At 53.6% G+C, this 20,911-nt stretch carries 12 protein-coding genes and 1 tRNA gene; 9 read left to right on the top strand and 4 right to left on the bottom strand.

The window, feature by feature from the left end; genetic code table 11:
* The first annotated feature begins 70 nt into the window (after positions 1–70).
* Positions 71–997 (top strand): sugar phosphate nucleotidyltransferase, encoded by a 927-nt coding sequence (locus tag ACZ51B_RS12615; protein WP_464293687.1) that lies wholly within the window; start codon positions 71–73, stop codon positions 995–997.
* 88 nt (positions 998–1,085) lie between these two features.
* Here ACZ51B_RS12615 and ACZ51B_RS12620 read toward each other — a convergent pair whose 3' ends face one another.
* Entirely contained in the window at positions 1,086–1,229 is a 144-nt protein-coding gene (locus ACZ51B_RS12620; RefSeq protein WP_464293688.1) for a hypothetical protein, read from the bottom strand.
* Positions 1,230–1,589: 360 nt separating this feature from the next.
* Between ACZ51B_RS12620 and ACZ51B_RS12625 the strand changes: the two genes are divergently transcribed.
* The 3 genes from ACZ51B_RS12625 to ACZ51B_RS12635 all read left to right on the top strand — a co-directional run bounded on the left by ACZ51B_RS12625 (position 1,590) and on the right by ACZ51B_RS12635 (position 5,517).
* Positions 1,590–3,701, top strand: coding sequence for an acetylornithine transaminase (locus ACZ51B_RS12625; protein WP_464293689.1), 2,112 nt, complete (start codon positions 1,590–1,592; stop codon positions 3,699–3,701).
* Positions 3,702–3,710: 9 nt separating this feature from the next.
* Positions 3,711–4,310 (top strand): DNA-3-methyladenine glycosylase, encoded by a 600-nt coding sequence (locus ACZ51B_RS12630; RefSeq protein ID WP_464293690.1) that lies wholly within the window; start codon positions 3,711–3,713, stop codon positions 4,308–4,310.
* A gap of 109 nt (positions 4,311–4,419) precedes the next feature.
* Entirely contained in the window at positions 4,420–5,517 is a 1,098-nt protein-coding gene (locus ACZ51B_RS12635; protein ID WP_464293691.1) for a sensor histidine kinase, read from the top strand.
* Here ACZ51B_RS12635 and ACZ51B_RS12640 read toward each other — a convergent pair.
* On the bottom strand, positions 5,512–6,849 hold the full coding sequence (locus ACZ51B_RS12640) for an ABC transporter ATP-binding protein (protein WP_464293692.1): 1,338 nt from the start codon (positions 6,847–6,849) through the stop codon (positions 5,512–5,514). The two genes, ACZ51B_RS12635 and ACZ51B_RS12640, sit on opposite strands and share 6 nt — an antisense overlap.
* A 12-nt stretch (positions 6,850–6,861) precedes the next feature.
* Positions 6,862–8,604: an ABC transporter permease gene (locus ACZ51B_RS12645; RefSeq protein WP_464293693.1), complete on the bottom strand. Its 1,743-nt coding sequence runs from the start codon at positions 8,602–8,604 to the stop codon at positions 6,862–6,864.
* 491 nt (positions 8,605–9,095) lie between these two features.
* On the opposite strand from ACZ51B_RS12645, the gene ACZ51B_RS12650 reads away from it, so the two are divergent.
* Entirely contained in the window at positions 9,096–11,153 is a 2,058-nt protein-coding gene (locus ACZ51B_RS12650) for a hypothetical protein (RefSeq protein ID WP_464293694.1), read from the top strand.
* 145 nt (positions 11,154–11,298) lie between these two features.
* On the opposite strand, the gene ACZ51B_RS12655 is transcribed toward ACZ51B_RS12650, so the two are convergent.
* The gene (locus tag ACZ51B_RS12655) at positions 11,299–12,417 is read right to left on the bottom strand and encodes a TolB family protein (protein WP_464293695.1); all 1,119 of its coding nucleotides are present in this window, start codon (positions 12,415–12,417) and stop codon (positions 11,299–11,301) included.
* A 94-nt stretch (positions 12,418–12,511) separates the two neighbouring features.
* Between ACZ51B_RS12655 and ACZ51B_RS12660 the strand changes: the two genes are divergently transcribed.
* From ACZ51B_RS12660 to ACZ51B_RS12675, 4 genes are all read left to right on the top strand, one after another.
* Positions 12,512–12,587, top strand: a tRNA-Arg gene (locus tag ACZ51B_RS12660).
* A gap of 466 nt (positions 12,588–13,053) precedes the next feature.
* On the top strand, positions 13,054–15,417 hold the full coding sequence (locus tag ACZ51B_RS12665; protein ID WP_464293696.1) for a CHAT domain-containing protein: 2,364 nt from the start codon (positions 13,054–13,056) through the stop codon (positions 15,415–15,417).
* Positions 15,418–15,876: 459 nt separating this feature from the next.
* A complete protein-coding gene (locus ACZ51B_RS12670) occupies positions 15,877–16,053 on the top strand; it encodes a hypothetical protein (protein ID WP_464293697.1) in 177 nt (58 codons plus the stop codon).
* Positions 16,054–16,633: 580 nt separating this feature from the next.
* Complete coding sequence (locus ACZ51B_RS12675) at positions 16,634–19,906, top strand: hypothetical protein (RefSeq protein ID WP_464293698.1); 3,273 nt, start codon at positions 16,634–16,636, stop codon at positions 19,904–19,906.
* Positions 19,907–20,911: the final 1,005 nt, after the last annotated feature.

The following is a 20,911-nucleotide window of genomic DNA, read 5'->3' on the forward strand; positions in this document are numbered from 1 at the left end:
CTACCGCACGGCGGGTATTGTGGTGGCACTTGAACGAAAGTTCAGCCTGTAGGAGGGCGAGAAGGAGAATATGAAAGGAGTTATCCTCGCAGCGGGTAAAGGCAGTCGCCTGTACCCAGTCACGCACGTTGTGCCTAAACCGATTTTGCCATTGGCAAACCGACCGACTTTAGAGTACGCCTTTGACAAGTTGAAGGAGATTGGGGTCACGGAGCTTTGCATCGTGGTGGGTGAGAACGAGGAGAGCATGAAGCAGGCTCTCGGCGATGGTTCCCAGTTTGGTTTGAACTTCAGCTATGTTCGCCAGACCTCACCGAACGGTTTGGCCCATGCGGTTGGGTTTGCCAAGGAGTTTGTGGGGGGCGATTCGTTCGTGCTTTATCTGGGCGACGCCATTTACAGCAGCACATTGAAGCCGTTTGCGGATCGATTTTTGGAGAGTGGCTGCGCGAATCTCAACTTGGTGAAACCTGTTGAGGACCCTCGACGGTATGGCGTGGCTAACGTGGAAGGCGAGCGGATTGTGAAGCTTGTTGAGAAGCCTCAGGAGCCTGAGTCGAATCTTGCGATGGCGGGCTTGTACTTCTTTGGGCCAGAGATTTGGGATGTGCTTCCTGAGCTTCAGCCAAGTGCTCGTGGCGAGTATGAGATCACGGATGCGATCCAGATGCTGATCGACCGAGGCCAGACGGTTCTTGCAGGCGTTTACGAAGGCACTTGGTTTGATACGGGCACATTGGACTCCTTCCTTGAGGTCAGTGCGTTCTTGGCTGATGGAAAGCCTTTGGTGGCCGGTAGCGTGACCGGGACGGTTGGTGAGAAGGTCGTGGTTGGAGAGGGCGCTACGGTTGAGTGCGCTTCGATTGAGGACTCGGTGGTTCTTCCCGGTGCGAAGGTCAAGGTTTCTGGAGCGATCAAGCGCTCGATCTTGGGTGGCGAAGTGAGTTTTGAGGGTGACCTCGAAAACACTATTTTGCACGGCGATTACCAGGGCTAAATACCCAGAAAGGCCCCCGAGCAAGCTCGGGAGCCTTTCCAACTCAGTGACCGATAAATCGGTCTATGCGCCGTATGCTGGAATCAGCTTACTTAGCGTCTTTTGCTGGCTCTTTTGCATCCTTGCCTGCAGCAGGAGTCTCAGACTTAGCTGCGTCGTCCTTAGGACCGCAACCGCCAACAAATGCACCGAGAACGCTGATTACCATTACGAGCGCGAAAATCTTCTTCATAATTCGAACACCTCCAGTTTTGACGAGATCGAAGATGTACTGGACAAAATCTCCCTCGAACGGCTGTTATACCACCTAGGGAAATCACCAATACAATTCAATCTCACCGCATTATAGCAACGATTTAAAAACCAATAAGGATTCAGTCCTTGTGGTAATGTGTTTTTTGCATGGTGAATTACACCGAGCCAGTATGTGAATCTCCACTGCGACGCCGTCTGCGTCGTGCGCTCCGCCGTAGCTAGGGGGGCTGTGTTCACTCCTGTTCCGCGATGTCGCAAACCGGCTCCCCTTATCACCGTTCTTCTCCGAACCAGCGCGATGTAGCGCTCTCTACGCTTTTCACGAAGAACCTAGCCCATGCTCAAATACGACACCATTAAAGAACTCGACGACCAGTATCTTGTTAAACTTTACAATAGGATGCCTGCACTTTTCGTGCAGGGTGCTGGTTGTTCGCTTTGGGATAACCGAGGCAATGAATACCTGGATATGTTGGCGGGAGTGGCCGTTTGCCAACTTGGCCACTGTCACCCTGCTGTGGTTGCTGCTATCAGTCGCCAGGCGCAGCAGCTGATTCATGTTTCGAACCATTTGCTCACCGCTCCTCAGGCTCAGTTGGCTGAGAAATTGGTGCGGATCAGTGGTCTTGATAAAGTTTTCTTAACAAATTGTGGCGCTACGGCCAATGAGACCGCTTTGAAGGTTGCTCGCAAGCACGGAAACTCCAAGCGACCGGATGGCGATTACGAGATCATTACGCTGCAGAGATCTTTCCATGGGCGAACTTTGGGAGCGGTTGCAGCGACGGGGCAACGGAAATTCCAACGTCCCTTTGAACCTTCCCTTCCTGGATTTGTTCATATCCCTTGCGACGATATGCAGGCGTTGCGAGAGGCGTTTTCGCACAAGACGGCTGCGATCTTGATTGAGCCTGTTCGGGGTGAAGGCGGCGTTCACATGGTTTCGGAAGAGTTCATGTTGGAGGCTGAGAAGCTTTGCCGCGAGCATAACGCTCTTTTGATGCTGGACGAGGTTCAGAGCGGGATGGGGCGGACTGGTAAGTGGTTTGCTTTCCAACACTTTGGTGTTAAGCCGGACGTGATTGCTCTTGCGAAGGGTCTTGGCGGCGGCGTGCCGATTGGGGCTTGTGTGATGAATGCCAAGGCTGCGGCAATTTTGGAGCCAGGCGACCATGGAACGACCTATGGCGGCAACCCGTTGGTTTCCGCTGCGGCTCTTGCGGTGATCGACACGATTGAGCATGAGGGGATTCTTGATCACGTAGCGAAACTTGGTCAATCGACCATGGATGCGCTGAAGACCATGAGTTCCGTGGTTGAAGTGGACGGCAAGGGCTTGATGATTGGGATTGCCCTGGACAAGCCGATTGCCAAAGAGGTCGTTAAGAAGTGCTTTGAGAACAAGTTGATCATCAATGCGACGGATGAGTCGACCGTTCGGTTGATTCCACCGTTGATCATTTCTGAGCAGCAGATGGCGAAGGCGTTGTCTATCTTGGCGGATGCTCTTGGGGTTGAGGCTCCGGTGTTTGCCGTGAAATCCACCGTGTCTGCCCAGGTTCAGGGTTATCACGACGTGCTGACAGTGGACAGCTTGAGCGATGCTCAGCTTGAGGAAGTTCTTAGCTTGGCGGCGTACAGCAAGCAACGAAGAAAGCTGGCGCCGTCGGTGATTCAGCCGGTTGAGAATCGCACGGTGGCGTTGGTGTTTGAGAAGCCTTCTCTACGGACTCGCGTTTCGTTTGAGACGGCTGTTCGAGAGTTGGGTGGACATCCGATTTATCTGAGCAAGGCCGACATTGGGATGGGGACTCGGGAATCGATCCGGGATGTGGCCACTAACCTTTCTCGTTGGTGTAGTGCGGTGGTGGCTCGGCTTTACTGGCAGCGGGATCTTGAGAAGTTGGCTCAGGAGTGCGATGTGCCGGTTGTGAACGCTCTTACGGAGCTTGAGCATCCTTGTCAGGCTTTGGCGGACATGTTGACCGTGCAGGAGGCCTTTGGCAGCGAGCGCGTGAAGATCACTTATGTGGGTGATGGGAACAATGTTGCGCGGTCACTGGCACGGCTGGCGACTCGGCTTGGGTATCCGTTCACTCTCTGTGGTCCTGAGAACTTCCAGTTGGAAGCGATGCCTGGTTTGACGCAAACGGCTGACCTTGAGGAAGGTATGTCTGGCGCACATGTGATTTACACTGATGTGTGGGTCTCGATGGGCGATGAGCATGAGCAGGAGCACCGGTTGAAGGTGTTCGACAAGTACCAGGTGAATTCTCGAGTGATGTCGATGGCTGAGAAGGACAGCATCTTCTTGCACTGCTTGCCTGCCCGACGAGGATTTGAGGTTACGGACGACGTGATGGATGGTGCTCAGAGCCGGGTAGTGGATCAGGCTGAGAACCGATTGCACGCTCAGAAGGCGCTTCTTCAGAAAGTCCTCGGACTGTAAGTTTCGTCTATGCAGGATCTCCTCAGTGTTCTGCGAGAGGATGTGATTGAGGGGGCTAAGGCGCTGCTTGGTGCCGAGCTGGTTTGTGGTGGCATGCGTGCCCGGATCGTGGAGACTGAAGCTTATCGGGCTGAGGACGATCCGGGCTGCCATGCTTTTGGCAAGACGGCGATGAAGAACATGGTGTTGTTCGGCGAACCGGGTCGAGCCTACGTCTATCTCAACTACGGGATCCACTGGATGCTGAATGTTTCCGCCCACGAGAATGGGCGCGCTGCTGGGGTGCTGGTACGGGCTGCGGAGCCTTTAGAGGGGCTTGATGAGATGCGGTCGCGCCGTGGGGTTGTTAAGGACACGCAACTGCTCTCTGGCCCAGGCAAGCTTTGTCAGGCGTTTGGTATTGATCAGCGTCACAATGGGTGCGAGCTTGTTGGGTCAGTTGGCCGTGATCTGCATATTCTCCCTGGCCCGAGAGTCACTCGGATCGCGGTAGGGCCCCGGATTGGGCTTTCTGTTGGGAAGGGGGAGCAGCTTCCTTGGCGCTTTGTAGATGCCGCAGGCATGAGGTGGGCTTCGAGGCCTCATCCTACCGCGGTGTATGAAATTTGAAGTACTTTAAGTTAATCCTTGAGTAGCGTGTGAACTTTCCGTAGTATAGGAGACGTGAGATCTCGTATCTCGCGATACATTGGGGGGATGAACTAGGATGACGACTGCGATGTGGCAGACTAACGCGCCTTTGTCTCGGTTCCTTTTTGGTGCTGCTTGTGGCTGTGCGGCAGGTGCTCTACGTGTTGCTTTGATGGGCGTTATGCAACACACGTACGTCTTTGTTGCAGTCTATTTTGCCGTCGTGATTGTCTCGTGGTTTCGGGGCTTTTATGCTGGAATCGGCGCGCTTACTACTGGTGTTTTGATATGTCAGTACTGGGTAGCCGAACCTAGCGGTCAGTTGATGCCGCCTGATTCGGCGGGTTGGACCGCTCTCATCATCGTGGTGCTCATCAGTTGCTGCAATGCGGTGCTCTCCGAAAAGAAACTGCGTGCAATCGAGCATTTAGAGGCAGAGGTAACTCGACGCAAGTTACTGGAAAGCGAGTTGGAGTTCCGAGTGGTTGAACGGACCAGGGCCTTGCAAGAGGCCACTGCGGAGTTAGAGGCGTTTTGCTACACGATTGCCCATGATTTCCGCACACCTTTGCGGGCCATTGCAGGGTATTCCCGCATTCTTGCAACCGACCCTGAGAGCACTTTGACGCGGGATCAGATGGAGCTGCTGAATCGGTCGATCTCATCGTCAAAACGGTTGGCTCAGATGATGGATGATCTGCTGGATTACGCCAAGATCTCACGGCAAGACATCCTTTCCAAGCCTTTTAATATGGCGGAGATTGCATCCAATGTGGCGCGAGACGTTCAGGATGCGATGGGGGCTCCTGTGAAGATTCAGGTTGCGGAGAATCTGCCTGCAGTGGGCGACCCTATGCTGGTGCGGACAGCTCTGATTAACTTGCTTGACAACGCAATCAAGTATTCGCCCAACGGTGGCGTCATCGAAGTGAGTTCTATGGAGACGTCTAAGGGGCAGGCGTTTTACGTCCGCGACCAGGGCATTGGGTTTGAGATGCAGTATGTGGATCGGATATTTTCCCCGTTTGAGCGTTTGGTGGGGACGTTTGAGTATCCGGGGACTGGGATTGGGCTGGCTAATGTGAAGCGTATTATCAACCGCCATGGTGGGGAGATTTGGGCCGAGTCTGAGGTTGGCTCAGGCTCGACCTTTTACTTTACTCTTGGCAAAGCTTCGGCTTTATAGGCCTGCTGCGTCGTGCTCTCTTCCTACGCCGTAGAGCGTGAGGAGGTGATCGTCGGAGTCGTAGTCGAAAAGACCCGCGTATCGTCCCCAATCGATGGCTGTTTTGAATTGCTGTTGCGCCTCTTCGTCGCTGTGGCGTTCGTCCAGAATGTCCAAGAAGAAGTCGGCTTTCATGGTCTGGTGTTTGACGTTCGTTAGGGTTCGATGGATGAGAGCTACCAGCGGGGCGTTGGCGATGACCTGGTTGCGGAAGACCACTTTGGCGTCTTCGATTTCGGCTTCGGCGAACTGCTTTCCTATTTCGGTGACCGTGACGTCGCCGTGTTCTACCTTGGCGAAGCCTAGTAGGACGGCAGCGTCTAGGATGGGGAGTAGGTCATCGGCTTCTAGGCGTAGGCGATCGGAGATGACGGCAACATCTTCGGGTCCGCCGTAATCCTGCACCAGTTCTAGGAAGCCACTGATGGCACCGGCTCGGGCATGAGGGAGGGGGGCGAGTTCCTGTTCGACCTTGGCGACGGGGACTCCGAAGGGGGTCACCTTGGTCTCCGGGTTGGTCATGATGGTGTAAATGTGGTCACACATCGCGCGGAAGGCCACGGACTTGCGGTCGCGCGGTTGTGGGAGTTCGACTCTTAGCTCTCCGCGTACGTGGCCGGGGTTAGCGCCGAGGATGATGACTCGGTCGGCGAGGAGGACGGCCTCCTCGATGTTGTGCGTGACCATGAGGACGCTTTCGGCTGGGAACTCACCGCTCTCCCAGAGGTCGCTGATTTCTCCGCGTAGATTTTCTGCGGTGAGGACGTCTAGGGCGCTGAACGGTTCGTCGAGCATCAGGACGCGAGGACGCATCACGAAGGCTCTGGCGAAGCCGACACGTTGCTGCATTCCGCCGCTGAGTTCTTTGGGGTAGGCCTTTTCGAAACCTTCGAGACCGACCATTCGGATGGCTTCGATGGCGCGCTTTCGTTTTTCTTTGTGGTTGACGTCGATGTTTTCTAGTCCAATTTCGACGTTATCGAGAACCGTTAACCATGGGAGGAGCGCGAAGCTCTGGAAGACCATGGCGACGTCGGCGTTTGAGCCTTGGACGGGGACTCCGGAACTTTGGACCACGCCGGTGGTGGGCTTGATGAGGCCAGCGGCGATGCGGAGGAGGGTGCTCTTTCCGCTTCCACTGCGGCCAAGGAGGGCGATGAATTCACCCTCTTGAACCTGAAGTGTGACCTCTTCTAAGACTTTGTACGCTCCTCCAGAATCGGGTCTGGGGAAGGTCTTAGAGACACGCTGTAGGTCGAGAATCATGTTCTTTGTTTCTGCTACGGTTGCCATTTCACACCTCGGTTATCCTAGTTTGTATCTTGATTGGGCGAGCACATAGAGGCGTCGCCAGAAGAGTCGGTTGATGCTTACGACGAAGATGCACATGAGCGAGACGCCGAGCACGATTCGGGGCCAGTCGCCGACTTCGGTTGCTTTGCTGATGTAGGCGCCAAGGCCAGACGCGGTGAGGGTTTTGTCGCCCCATGTGACGATTTCGGAGACGATGCTGGCGTTCCACGCGCCGCCTGAGGCTGTGATACCGCCTGTGACCCACGCTGGGAAGATGGCCGGAATGATGACTTTTTGCCACATGGATCGGCGGCCCATGCGCATATTCTTGGACATCTCACGGAGGTCCGTTGGGACGGCCATGGCACCTGCGATGGCGTTGAAGAGGATGTACCACTGTGCTCCGAGGGACATGAGGAGCATGCTTCCCCAGTTCAGGGTGATTCCGGTTTTCAGGAAGAAGATGGTTGCCACCGGGAACAGGAAGTTGGCTGGGAACGAGGCTAGGAACTGGACGACGGGTTGGAAGATCCGTCCGAGTTTGGGGCTGAAGCCGATGGCGACGCCGATGGGGACCCAGACGACGGTTCCGAGGATCACCAGCACGGTCACGCGAAGCATGGTGAGGATGCCGAGGCCGATGCAGGTGAGCACCTCGTTTGATTTGACCTCTCCTAGAATGAATTTCGCGGCGAAGTAGGCCGAGGAGCAGAGAACGACACCGAGAACAATTCCGTAGACGGTATCGGTTAGCTTTTCATTCTTGGGCTTTTTGAACTCGACTGTTGTGTGAGGTTGGGTTGCCTTCTTTGGGAAAAGGGCAACGACCTTTCTGCGGAAGCGGCGGAGGGAGCGGCTGACTTGTTTGGGGATACGCGATGCTTTGAGGAGGTCGTAGACCCAGGATGTTGGGACGGACTGCGAGGCGCTGCGCTCTAGTTTGTACTTTTCTGCCCAGGCTACGAGGGGCTTCCAGAAGAACTGGTCGACGATGATAATGATCAGCGTCATTGTTACCACGGCCCAGGCGATTGCCCTGAGGTCTTTGGCTTCGATGGCGCTGGCTACGTAGGCTCCCAAGCCGGGGAGGGTGTACTTTTTGTTGAGAACGCTGATGGCTTCTGAGGCGGAGACGAAGAACCAGCCACCGCCGAAGCTCATCATGCCGTTCCACACCAGCGGGATCATGGAGGACGGCACTTCGAGCTTCCAGAAGCGCTGCATCTTGGTCATTCGGAACATGCGCGCGGCTTCGTCCAGTTCCTTGGGAATGGTGATGACCGAGTGGTAGAAGGCGAAGGTCATGTTCCAGACTTGGCCCGTGAAGATGGCGAATAGGCTGGCGCACTCGAGGCCTAGGAGACTGCCGGGAAAGAGGGCGATGAATCCCGTGACCGTGACGGACAGGAAGCCGAGCACGGGGACAGACTGGAGGATATCGAGGAGGGGGATCATGACCCTCTCCGCTCGCTTGCTCTTGGCGGCGATGTAGCCGTAGACGAGGGTGAAAACGACTGAGAAACCTAGCGCGATGAACATCCGCAGCGTTGAGCGGGCGGCGTAGTAGGGCAGGTTTTTGGGGTCTAGGTCGATGGAGGGCAGGATGGAGGGCGGTCTAAAGGCGACCATCATGCCTGCGCCGACCTTGGCCAGGATGTAGAGGAGCGCGATGACGCCCAGCATCAGCGCGATGTCTGCGAGTAGTCCGCCTGATTTGGCGAATCGGGCTTTGTCGAAGCTTAGGTTGCGGATCATCCTTCGCTCCTTTCAGGTTCTCGTGTTCTGTGTTGCACTTCCATGACTTTTCACCTCTTGGTTGGGCAGTGGGGGGAGAGTTGCTCAGACACGAAAAAGCCCCGGAGAGCGTTGGCTCCACGGGGCTCAGGAATTAGTTGGGCCTGCGCAGGAGTCCACACTCCGCCGAGGGTTGAGTCGATGGCTCTGCACCCGCGGTTGATGATGTTTCTGGGTTTGTGGTGATCGGATAACTATGACTAGGACCTGCGTCCATCGACTGTTCCTCCTACAACGCGCTGGCGTTCCGTTGAAAGTATACGGAAATTCGCACGCGCGGATCATGCAATGGGGTCATCGTTCCAATTTGAGCGATAAATGAACCACGTTTGGGGTCTCGGCTGAATTCTTTGGCTTTTGGATTGTTTAACAATCGTCGTTACAATGTGTGAATAAGGTCGAACCCCTACGGGCTTTCAGTACGTTCTACATTCGTTGTGGTTTATCTTCCTTTGCTCCTTCTCGCACTTGCTCCTGCGCAAGATAAAAGTGTGACTTTCGCCGCACCGGCGGCCCCTTGCTCGCGGCTGCTGCCTGAACTGGGGAAGGAGCTTGGGATGGCGTTGGAGGCGGGAGCTTCTACGCGGGATGACGTGGTTTACATTCATGTGAACCATGCGTCTTCTGCGGAGCTGATGAAACGGATTGCCATGACTCTGGATGCTGAGTGGGTTCCTATGTCGGGCGGCTTTCGGTTGGTGCGATCTGTGGATGTTTTGAAGCGCCAGCAGAAGAAAGAGGCGCAGATCCAGCTTCAGCACATCGAGAAGTCGTTGGTCCAATACAAAGCGAGGGCTCAGCCCGACGTTGCCTTCACTCCTGAGAAGGCGAGCAGCATTGCGAGCGAGTTTTTGCGGCTCTCGAAGGGAGACGCGAAGGTGAATCGCCCGCTACAGAGAAAGCTTCGCATGCAGATGCCATCTTTGATCGGTTTGCAGAGATTGGTTCTGGCTTTTACTCCTTCTCAACTGGCTGAGTTGTCTCGCGAGTCGTATGTCACGTTCTCCTCTTTGCCCACGAAGATGCAGCGGCCATTTACGCCTGCGATGCAGAAGATTGTGGATCGGATGTTTGCGGAGCAAGCGGTATGGACTGAGGCTGCCGTTAAGAAGGGCGTCGATGCTAAGACTTTGGGCGCTGGTTCCCTCACAGACTGGTCCGCGGATGATAAGAACACGACGAAGGTTTTGCTTGTTGTCTCAAGCGTTGAGGGTGGATTCATGTTTCACCTGATGGTGGGCAAGAGAGGTGGACCAATCCTTGCCAATCAGACCGCGGCGATTGGATTTGAAGAGCCCAAGCAGCATGAGAAAGCAGTTTCTGAGGGTCCACGGCTCGTGTTTCCGTCCGAGTGGGAATGGCTGCGCGAGGATCGGCATACCGCACCGAAGGAGTTGGTACAGCAGTTCCTGAAGCCAGAGAAGTATGAACCGATGGCTTTCTTTTCCGTTCCGATCCTGTCACAGATAGCTAAGGTCGAGGAGAGTCAGATGGTCGCTTATATCCAGGATTCGATGCTCTCTGATTTTCTCTACATAGATGCAGATCTGGGTGATGACGAATCCACCGAGCCACGGAAACCTGATGACAAACCAGTCATGCCAAGGGTGGGGGAGTTTCTTCACAGGATGGAGAATGTTGATGCTGATATCGTCCGGGAGAACGGCTGGATCACGATTTGCCCAGCGCATCCGCTCTTGGAACGCTCCAAACGAATTGATCGTTCGCTACTAGGTGAATATCTGAGGGCCAGAATCTCAAATCCCAGAATGTCGCTTGAGCAGCAAGCCTATTATGTGAATCGATACCCCATGCGAGATGTCGCTGCCTTTGATGGCATTTCCATATCGCTTAAGTCGATCTTAGAGAATATGGTCAACATCAGGAACACGAGTCTCTTTGATTCGAGCAGCTTGTGGTTAGAATTCTACGGCTCTCTGGGTGAAGGGCTTCAGCGTCAGGCGTTAAACGGAGGCGTTTCTCTCAGCGTTCTCTCTGAAGATTCTCGCCGGATTCTCTTCGATATTTGCAACATCGATCGTGGACTACAGGAGCCTCGTCCGCATGATCGAAACCTGATTGCTGCGGGCGGGGATGAGGACGCGATCCCCCTCAAGGGGATCCTTGGGGAGCCCTCGGAAGCGATCTATGATGGAATTGGTGCACCCGGGACGCTTAATATTGTCGAGTCTGAATCGTTTGCAGTCACGGATAGCACCGCTCCCACTGAAGTAATGGAGGCCCGTGCTGTTGCCCAGTCTTGCTCTCATCATGAGGATCCTGTCCTTGCCAAGAAGGAGCTAGAGAAACGTAAATTTGTGGTTGGTAGGTTGCGGCACCTTCACTTTTACGTACGTTTCAACGATATTGCCGAACTCGTCGATACTCTAACGGATCGGATCCCTGGAACTGGCCCAGCCGTTCCGTATTCTTCGCTCCCCGAGAAGTTTCGAAAGGAAGTTGAAGAGGTGCTGAATAATCCGGATCGAGGTGACGAGGCGATCAAGTAGATGGTGGTTCTTGCGTTGGCGTTGATATGCCTTGTCCCCGGTCGGGCTGCGAGGGTTAGCTATGTGGGGTTTGATGGATCGGTTTGATCACCTGCCCACATAGCAGGGTTTCTAATTTAGGTTCGTTCTTTGCCGAACGTCCAATTTAATCTTTCCAGTCGGCGACGAAGATGTTTGTTTCTCCGCGAACCTTGCCGAAGCGGTTGGACGCGAAGATGAGTTTCTTGCCGTCTTTGGTGAACATGGGGAAGCCGTCGAACTCTTTGGTGTGGGTGATTCTTTCGAGTCCGGTGCCGTCAATGTTGATGATGAAGAGATCGAACTCGCGTCCTTTTGGATCGCCGTAGTTGGAGCTGAAGATGACTCGCTTGCCATCGGGGTGGATGAAGGGGGCGAAGGACGCGCAGCCTAGGCGGGTGACCTGTCGCTTGTTCTTTCCGTCTGCATCCATCACCCAGATCTCTAGTTTGCTGGGGCGGATGAGGTGCTGTTTGAGTAGCTCTTTGTAGGTCTCGATCTGCTTATCGTCTGTGAAAGCGTCGCGGCGGTAGGCGATTTTTTTGGAGTCCCAGCTGACGAACGGGCCGCCATCGTAGCCCACTTGGTCCGTGAGTTTGGTGATGTGTTTGAAGTTGAGATCGGAGCGGTAGATATCGAGATCGCCCTCGAAGTCGCTGGTCCAGACCATGTATTTGCCGCTGGGGGCGATGGTGGTTTCGGCGACGTACGATCCGGGGTGGTTGGAGAGTCTTTGTAGGCCCGTACCGTCTAGGTTTGCGCGGTAGAGGGCGTAGTCTGCGTTTACGGCCCACACGTAGCCTTTGCTCATATCGACCGGGGCTTGGGGTCCTTCGTTTCGCTCGTGGGTGCTGCTGAAATAGATCTTCTTATTGTCTGGTGCGATGTAGCTACAGGTGCATCGGCCTTTGCCTGTGCTGACGAGTTTCTTGTTGGTTCCGTCGGCGTTCATGGTGAAGACCTGCTCGTCGGGGTAACCGGGGACTCGGGCTTGGTAGATGATTTGGGTGCAGTCTTTGTTCCAGTAAGCCTCGGCGTTCTGTCCGCCAAACGTAAGCTGGCGGAGGTTGGTTAGGTGCTTCTCTTCTGGGTCGACTTCGCGGGTCTGGTTTGCTGGTGCTACCGCTTCTTGTGTCATGGCAAGTAGCCCAGCTTGGTCGTCGTAATCAGGCAGAAAAGTGCATTGTCCGCAGTGTGCCGCGTGGTGGCCGAAGAGTGTCGCGGACAGAATCAGCGCCGAAAACATGCATTTAGTTTGACTGTTTTATAAACGCAGATGGTTGCCGATATTGACGATCTTTGGCACAACTCGTTGAGCGTATAATAAGGATCCCTTCTACGGCCTCGTAGCTCAGGGGATAGAGCGCCTCCGTCCTAAGGAGGGCGTCGGGGGTTCGAGTCCCTCCGAGGCCGCCACGTATTTGAACCTGGATTGAGAGACCAAACTCGGTTTTCCAAGAGATTTCGCCGGTTGGTCTCTCAGTTTTAGTCTTTATAGACTGAAACTAATTGAGAGACTTTACGCTCGGACTCTTAGAATTCAGGCTCAAAGTGACCGTTTCTTGCCCTCCGGAGTATGGAGAGCCTCAAAGCTTGCTGAGTCAGCAAGCGGCCTGTAGTTGGTTTGTTTTGGACCGGAGCCCATAGCGGAGACGGAGGAATGGTCGTGATCGCACGTCAGGACACGCCCCTTCGTACCCAAGGAGTTTAGTGGCTCCCGTGGGGAGATGGTCAACAGCATACGGTGCAGACCTGCTAAAGAACTGCTTCGGACTAACTTGTCGCCATGGTCGAGCTGGAAATCCCTTCTGTCTGCTTCCCCGGTTAGACTAAAGCATCCTTGAACGGATAAGTCACGCTTCATGGGCATATCCTATTTGTTATGGATGTTCCAGAGTTGATCGCATGGCTCTCAAAGACCCTTCAAGGCGACCCGAGCGGAAGAATGGCTACGGACGTTTTGCGGCAGATAGCGAACTTGGCCACGGGCGTAGTCCTGGATAGCGACTTGGACAAAATCGAAGCGTATCTCATGGCGACAACGCCTCCCATTGACGTTCGGGTGGACCAACTCGCACTGCTTGTCCGAATGCGACTAAAGTTGGGACAGGCCTCTGCAGCCATTGCCCGACTCAGTCTCGCTACAATCTACTTTGACGCCGCGGGGGCGTTCTCGGCATCGGCCAGAGCATTTGCGGAGGCGGAGGAGATCGCTCGAAACGAGCATTTGGGGGCCGAACTCATTGCTCTGTGGGAAGATCGCGCGATCTCCCTCTCTGAGCAAGGCAAGCATGAAGAAGGGCTTAAAATCCTCGCAAGAACCGAAGTCTACTGCACGAAGTTGGGGCTTGACTTCCCAGGATCGCTCCGCCTAAATGTTGCGAATCTCAACGTAAGGCTGGGACGTTACGAAACGGCCCTCGATGCATTCGAAGAGCTTGATCAATCCCAGCTTTCTGACACCGAGCGATTCGTCTCGTTGACGAACACTGCGATCTGCTACCTACGCCTGGACGACCCTACGTCCGCGTTCTGGGCGAGCGAGGAGGCATTACGCCTCCTCCACGATGGCTGTGATTACTCGCTTACAGATTATATCGAGTTGCTCTTCGTTAAGACGGCGGTCTATGCCGCAGAAGCCTGCGAGGATTGGGTTGAGTCGATAAGCGATTTGGTCGATGCACTCGACGAATTGCTGTCCGAGGCAGAGCGGCTTCATTACAGAAGGGGGGTTAGGGAAAAGTACGCGCGACGACTTGCCAAGCTTCTGAGAGACCTTCCTACGAGCGGTCCCTCGGCGAATGTTCTGGGACCCCTACTTTGGCAGGCAGGCAATAGCACAACCGATTGGCTGTCTCTTCTGCAGTGGGCAGACGAAGGACGCCAAGTCGTCCACTCGAACTTAGGCGACTGCCTGGCAACGGCTATCGACAATGTCGCTATCCTAGGGGCTCCAATTCTTTACGGATTCCGCGAGAAATACGACGATCCTTTTGAACCATCCGGTTTGGACGGCGGCCCGAACAGTGGGGCCGACCAGTTTCGACGGGCATGGAATGACCTATTCGTGCCCATTGGGGAAGTGAAGAAACTTGTCGGAGGTATTGGACCATATGAGGCGGTGTCAGTCCGAAGTCTGTCGAAGCACTACTCGGAGTCTCTCCGGTCCGGGATAGCGTATCTGTTCTCGATCGTTCATCCAGAGGGCTACTGGCTTTTCCTGCTATCTGGCGAGGGGTATTCGCGCATTGACCTTCCGTCAGAGCCGTTCAAGTCTATGCGAACCGGCATCTATCTAAGCAGGCATAAGCGATCGGATACTGGCCTCCATGAAGCCGTTGAGGCCAGTGCCGAACGTCTTTCCGAGTCGCTTGGAGAACTGATGCAGAACGTCGCGTCGAAGAGCAGCAGGCTTGTAATTCTGCCTGATCGCCTTTCCGAGTCTTTGCCGTTCTTAGGTGCCATGCTGAAGAACGACGCTCTTAGGGCAATGATGCTTGATGAAGGTTTCTCCATATCTACCGCTATGGCAACCTTCCCTACACCCAAGGCGGGTCCGGTTGCTGTCACCAAAGCACTCATTCTTATCGATCCCCCGGCCAACTTAGATCTGGCGGTGGACGAAGCGGACATGATCGGCAGATGCTTTCCAAAAGCAGTAGTGGATAGGCATAGTACGTCCATCTCGTCAGCTAACGCCATCTTGACGAGCGACGCTGATCTCATCCACATCGCAGCTCATGGAAGTGCAGTGACCAATTTCAGCGACCCATGGTTTGCCGACTTCTTGGAAGTAGAGGGTTTCGGCCTCAGCGACTTCCAAAGTAGAGCGCATCGGCTTAGGCATGAACTCGTTTTTCTAAACGCCTGCCATGGGGGCGTAACCGCAAGCACGAATGCATTCGCGACATTCGTAAGCCGAGAGGCAATGGGATTTGTTTCATTGGCACTCCTGAACCGCAAGTCCACTGCAGTCGCTCCAGCCTGGGCAGTGCACAGCATTGCGGCCTACATTTTTGCGAAGATCTTCTATAAGTCAGTAGCCTCGGGTATGGGACCCGAAAGTGCGCTATCAGTCGCTGCTGCGCAAATGTACAACATGAGCGGAGATACGGCCTCGACCGTAGCCAGCGACCTGTCGGATAGGAGACTTGCTGCGCGTTACTCAGAGGCGTTCAAAGGCATCGAATATCCTTTCCGTTCTACTTGGGACTGCGGTGCCTACAGATGCTTCGTCAACGGATAGTGTTCGCAAGATCGACCATCTGCATTTCACGGATGGAACCCTCTGTTCCATTGGTGGGACAGAGACGCGATCAAAACGTCTCTCAATTGGTCTTTCAAACGACTCGGAGGCACCCACCCGATCCTGGTACGTCCTGGAATAAAAATGTTGCTGTTGAGCCTGCAATAACTCGGTCCTAAGGAGGGCGCCATCGGTTCGAATCCGGTCGACGACGCCAAGAATTTGAACCTAATTCATCTTTTGAGTCCTAATAAGGTTAGGCAAGGCCCGTTATTAACCTCTCTTTACGAGTTGGGCAATTGACAGGCGGCCTTAGCCACTGCTTGATCGGAAGGCAGGTTCACTGACTAGTCCCCACAACTTCCGTTTTTCATTAGCCGGCTCGGATATCTGAAAGCAAGCGGTACCGAAGGTTCATTTCCTTTTGAGCGAGCGCAGAGCGAGGGGCCGGGGTTGTTTGTGCGCTTGCTCGTTGGGCTGGACCGCAGTGCGGCAAAGGCTTCGTTCAGCGAATTCCTATCTTCCCAGGGCTTGAACTCGAAGCTGATCGAGTCCATCAACCTGACTATCGACTACCTGACGGAGCACGGTGTGATGGAGGCAACGATGTGTACGAAAGCCCTTGCACGGACCTGAGCCCGATGGCGACTAAGGGCACATTCACCGCACCTATCCTGGATCACATCTTCGGAGCAATTCGAACGATCCAGACTCGCGCAACACCAGGTGTATTGAGGAATGGCCATTGAACACTTTTCAGATCATGTATTGCCTCTGGCCGAACCGTACCTGCGTCACACCGACACAGCTCTCGTCGCCATAGTCCAAATGTGCCTTGTCAAACAAAATTCACCGGCAAAGTTTTCTAGAGATGAGACAACTTTCGTTGAAGGACATGATATTGTCTTTGACAATGCCTACCGAACTGACAATCCCCAATACGGACCCTAATAATCCGCCATCCGCAGAACCTACGGGTCCTGGAACTATCTTGGTCTGGGGTGATATCGACGTAACCTGGCACTATTGCCAGTCTGCCATTGACTCAGCTGGCCCGGCCAAAGACAGATCGCAAAAGCGGTGGAACGGTGTGGGCACCTATGGCCTATCTGGACTAAATGTATGGCAGCTTCAGTTGCTTGGCGCTCGTCCATTCCACGGTTTAAATCCGCAACAAACCGATGATGAAATTGAGCAAAGAATTAGGAATCTCTTTATGGCCGCACACTTTGGCGTCGACCAGGACATCCCCGACGCCACCTTACAAACACACGCAAACCTCTTGACTACAGCGCGCGCTCTAGATATTAAGGGACTTGACTTAGACAACTGGTTGCCAACCTTTGGATATAGCATCGCCGATTTGCCCAGAAGCAAGAACAAGGGGAAGGAAAACCCAGAAGTTGAAACCCTGGTCCTTCGCACGAAGGAACCTCTAGGTTGGAGTTCATGCGACTGGGCTAACTACCGGATACTCTTTAAGACACACCTTGCTCGTGCTATCGCGAGGCTAAGAGCATCCAAACCTGAGGTTGTGCTACTAAATGATGCTGGATGGGGTTGTCTGAGGAACTACTTTGATGACAAGGAAGGTGCCTTCTTCCCGAGCGCAGGAGATACTCAGCCCCCGAACGGCTGCACGTTAAGGAGTTGGTTATGCGCTGCGGATCATCGAGTCTTCCAAGATTGCGTGTTTCTAATCAAAAGCAGGATCTATCCACCGATCGAATACGACGATCAGAAGCACAAATTTGAAACGTATGCCTCCCGCTGCAAGAGCGCGCCGTTGGAGATTCAACACAACACCATTTGCATAGTTAACGCTAGCGATTTGCGATTGCTCGGAGCGAATATTAGTCGCGGGATATCCTGGGAGCGAACGGTACAGCACCTCCTGGGAGTCGCAAAGGGATATGAAGCATTCAATCAATGTCAGCAGATTACTGGCCTGAGGGAAGCACGGTATGTTCTAGTGCTCTTCAGCTCAGATGGAATTGTTCTGTTAGATCGCGAAGACATTAACAATCCTAAAGCGACGCTGTACTTTCATGGACCGGACATTGAAGGAGACACAGACAACTCTGTTCCAGGTCGAGTGTACGGAGCTACGACCTGGGTTTCGTCGATACTCGCTCACCTGCTCTCGGCAAAGAATATCTTCAGCAATGGTAAGTACGTCACATTTCGAGAGGCACCGACAGAACTAAGAAACTGGTGGTGGCATGATGCTTTACGACTATGTCTAGCGTTTACAAGAGATCTGACTCGGAACGGCAACAAGCGTGTGAGCGTCAAGGAGATTCGAGCGCATGCAGATATGCAAGCCGTGAGCTTCGGTGACTCCAATTCGGATGACGGTAAGCCCGCATTTGCCGCATGGGATGTAGAAAAACTGCAACAAATGCTTCAGCAGTTTCCATCGTGGCATCAATACCGGAACTCTCTTCGAGAGTACAGCCGCGGAATGTACCAAGGTAGCGCGTCAAATGCCGACGAAGATGAGGTTGTAGGGCGCATCTCAAACGCTAGAAAGATAGATTCCTCTTTCAAGTGCATTGACGAGTTTGTGGAAAGTCAAAGGTTGCGATACTTGCGCGTCGACTGGCAAGAGATCAATTACCAAGCATATGATGGTCCCGAGAGTGAAGAACTGGCTCGAAGAGGATATCCGGACTTTTTCCGCAAGCACTGGTGGTCCTTCCTATCGGTTGAATTGCACAGGCGTGCTCGGCGAGAGAAGGACGGCGTATCGGATGAAGAGAAGTTGGGTAGAGCCACCGTGCGTTATGCCTGCGAAGTATTGCGTTACGGAGGATGGGATCGGAGAGAGTACTTTCCTTATTCGCTTTCTATACCTTACGTGGAATTTGGGGATCTACGAACATGCGATAGAGGAGAAATTGAGGGCCTGCGGAACTTTTCTGCCATCGTTAACGAATATCTGCGAAGGAAGGAGCAGTCACCTCTTAGTGTTGCCGTATTTGGACGTCCGGGCGCAGGGAAGTCATTTGGGGTTAAAGAGGTAATACGCACGATCGCGGGCGAGCGGGAAGTGGTGTTTCTTACGTTTAATCTGTCTCAACTACAAAGTCCTGCGCAGCTGCCCGCGTGTTATCAACAAGTCCAGAATGAGGTTTTGAAGGGAAAGCTGCCTGTCGTCTTCTGGGATGAGTTTGACACTACCTTGGACGAGGTTGATTTTGGATGGTTGCAGACCTTTCTATCGCCGATGCAAGACGGCACCTTCATCCATGAACAGCGTGAGAACAAGATCGGAACTAGCATCTTTGTTTTCGCGGGGAGCAGGTTCGACTCCTTCTTGGACCTTCCGGTTCCAAGCGACAGTTTAGAACGACCTCGTCAGGAAATCGTTACATTAACGTTTAGAGAAGTTCTTGAACGATCACAGACAGACGACTTAACGCCTTTGCCGCCGACAGAATCAGTCCGACTGGAGAAGCAGAATTTGAGGCACCGTCAAGAGCTTTGGCGTGTTGCAAAGGGAAACGACTTTCGTAGCCGGCTTCGCGGCTACTTGGACATCAAAGGTTGCAATTTGCATCCGAACACCGGCGAGCGAGAGATCTTTAGGCTCAAAAGCAAAGACTCGGCGACATGCGATCAGTTGAATTTTCTTTTGCGGCGTGCTCGGATGGTTCGCGAGTTCCTACTTCGCAACGTACAAGAACTTTTTGTAGAGTCGACCTATCCGCATACCCGACATATCGGGGTAGATGTCGTTTCCGGCAAGTGGCGCACCGAGCGGAGAGATTTGCCTAAAAAACCCTATAAGGAGCTAAAAATAAGTAATGAGATCCTATTTGGCCTACTTAGCCCATATAGTTTCATTCATGAGATGAGGAGCGTTGAAGCGATACTGCGAATTAGCGAGCTCAGCGAAAAGGCGAGGTTTGAAAGAGCGTTTATTCCGACGGCGGATATGTTGAGAGTTCATATTCGTCCAGATGCCTTCGACGAGACTAAACAGTTTGTGGAATTTGACAGTTACCTTGCTGACTGGTGGTCCAAATACCTCGAAGTCATTTCAAGCCCAACTAAGTTGGGGCGGCCCAAGGTTGAGATTCGCTGGATCAACATTGACGAGATACCATACCCTTGCCTGGAATATGGGACTAGGTGGATTTTGCCCGGGCATACTGAACCTTCTGAATTGCCTTCCGGAAAGAACCGTCCGGACAGGCTCGAAGTTCTTGTCCATACAAGCAATGGGGTGGATCGGCCCGAAGATTGGGTAAGTATTGCTTTTGATCGTGGAAGCCCCTACTTGTTGAACGCTGAGCCTCGTATGGTCGAGAAGCTTGGTATTGGCAAAGGTGAGAAGCACTTGGTTTTTGTGGCATGTCGCTGGTGGCGAAATCAAGAGGCTAGCGAACTCAGTGAACCTTTAGCTATAGAGATTGTGTCTACGAAGGGCGATCCTATTTTGCAACCGCATCATGACACTGGGCTGGAAGGGGGCGACCTGTGAGGCGCTTTGCCTAAGGAGAAACTGTTCACGGGAGAAGTCTTGGCAACCCAACGATAGGCTTTTCCAAGTACATGCTGGTGCGGAGGTATTTTTGGTCTTAAGTGGCTTGGGCATCAACTCGGAGCAGATCCCTTCGAGTTGGTTGGCCACGAAAGCGGTCTTCTGCTTCAGATCCGCATTAGCCGAGGTGACGCCCGTCAGATCGGATCCGCATTCCTGTCGCAGGCGTTGGATATGGGGTTGGAGTGCGCCTCTCCTACCACCTCGCGACGACGCACGTGGCTCGTAACTTAGGATGGTGTCAATCCGTTCTTTTCTATTGTCCTGAAAAAGCTCGTAATGTCCGTGGGCCCGACCCGCTGAAGCTCCGCCAGGCCGAGGTAGAGCTTGATCCGCTTCTCGGCCATCGGGCGGCAGAACACGTAATTTTTGACGGTCCGATTCGGCTTGAGGTGGTCTTCCAACCAGACGTCGAGCCAGCTTGCCACCATGCCCTACCGCTAGGGGGCGACTTGCCTTGGATCAGGAGCGAGTTCGTCTCCTTAAGCGCTGTTACGGCCTCCTCCTGGGTCATGGTACGAACCAATCCGTGCTTTGGGTTCTCGTCTCTCAGATACCAGGCGCGAAACGGAACAATCAGTTACGGATGTGAATTCAAAGTGCGCTATTCAGCCTCGTTTTACCTCCGTCCTAAAAGAAGGGCGTTGGCGGTTCGAGTTCCTCCGAGGCCACCGCAATTTGAACCTAAATGGTTGTTAGGCGCATTTAAATATGGTTATCTCCGAGTTGGTTTCTCAATTCCAATTGAGAAACCAACCGAGCCATGAAGGCACTATTTGGTCATTTATTGAGCCTGACTTGCCCGAGTGAGGCCCTCCCAAAATTTCCATCGGTGGCGATTGAAAGGTTGCACCTATATCAACTAACGGCACCGTCACCAGATCAAAGGAAAGTAAATTCATATTTCATACGAAGAACTTACGGGAAGGAAGCCTTGGTATGGTT

The organism is Fimbriimonas sp. LA-C6 (assembly GCF_055398105.1).

Excerpts from the sequence above, each read along its gene's own strand:
- ACZ51B_RS12615 (WP_464293687.1), top strand. The coding sequence starts at position 71 with ATGAAAGGAGTTATCCTCGCAGCGGGTAAAGGCAGTCGCCTGTACCCA.
- ACZ51B_RS12620 (WP_464293688.1), bottom strand. The coding sequence starts at position 1,229 with ATGAAGAAGATTTTCGCGCTCGTAATGGTAATCAGCGTTCTCGGTGCA.
- ACZ51B_RS12625 (WP_464293689.1), top strand. The coding sequence starts at position 1,590 with ATGCTCAAATACGACACCATTAAAGAACTCGACGACCAGTATCTTGTT.
- ACZ51B_RS12630 (WP_464293690.1), top strand. The coding sequence starts at position 3,711 with ATGCAGGATCTCCTCAGTGTTCTGCGAGAGGATGTGATTGAGGGGGCT.
- ACZ51B_RS12635 (WP_464293691.1), top strand. The coding sequence starts at position 4,420 with ATGTGGCAGACTAACGCGCCTTTGTCTCGGTTCCTTTTTGGTGCTGCT.
- ACZ51B_RS12640 (WP_464293692.1), bottom strand. The coding sequence starts at position 6,849 with ATGGCAACCGTAGCAGAAACAAAGAACATGATTCTCGACCTACAGCGT.
- ACZ51B_RS12645 (WP_464293693.1), bottom strand. The coding sequence starts at position 8,604 with ATGATCCGCAACCTAAGCTTCGACAAAGCCCGATTCGCCAAATCAGGC.
- ACZ51B_RS12655 (WP_464293695.1), bottom strand. The coding sequence starts at position 12,417 with ATGTTTTCGGCGCTGATTCTGTCCGCGACACTCTTCGGCCACCACGCG.
- ACZ51B_RS12665 (WP_464293696.1), top strand. The coding sequence starts at position 13,054 with ATGGATGTTCCAGAGTTGATCGCATGGCTCTCAAAGACCCTTCAAGGC.
- ACZ51B_RS12675 (WP_464293698.1), top strand. The coding sequence starts at position 16,634 with ATGGCCGCACACTTTGGCGTCGACCAGGACATCCCCGACGCCACCTTA.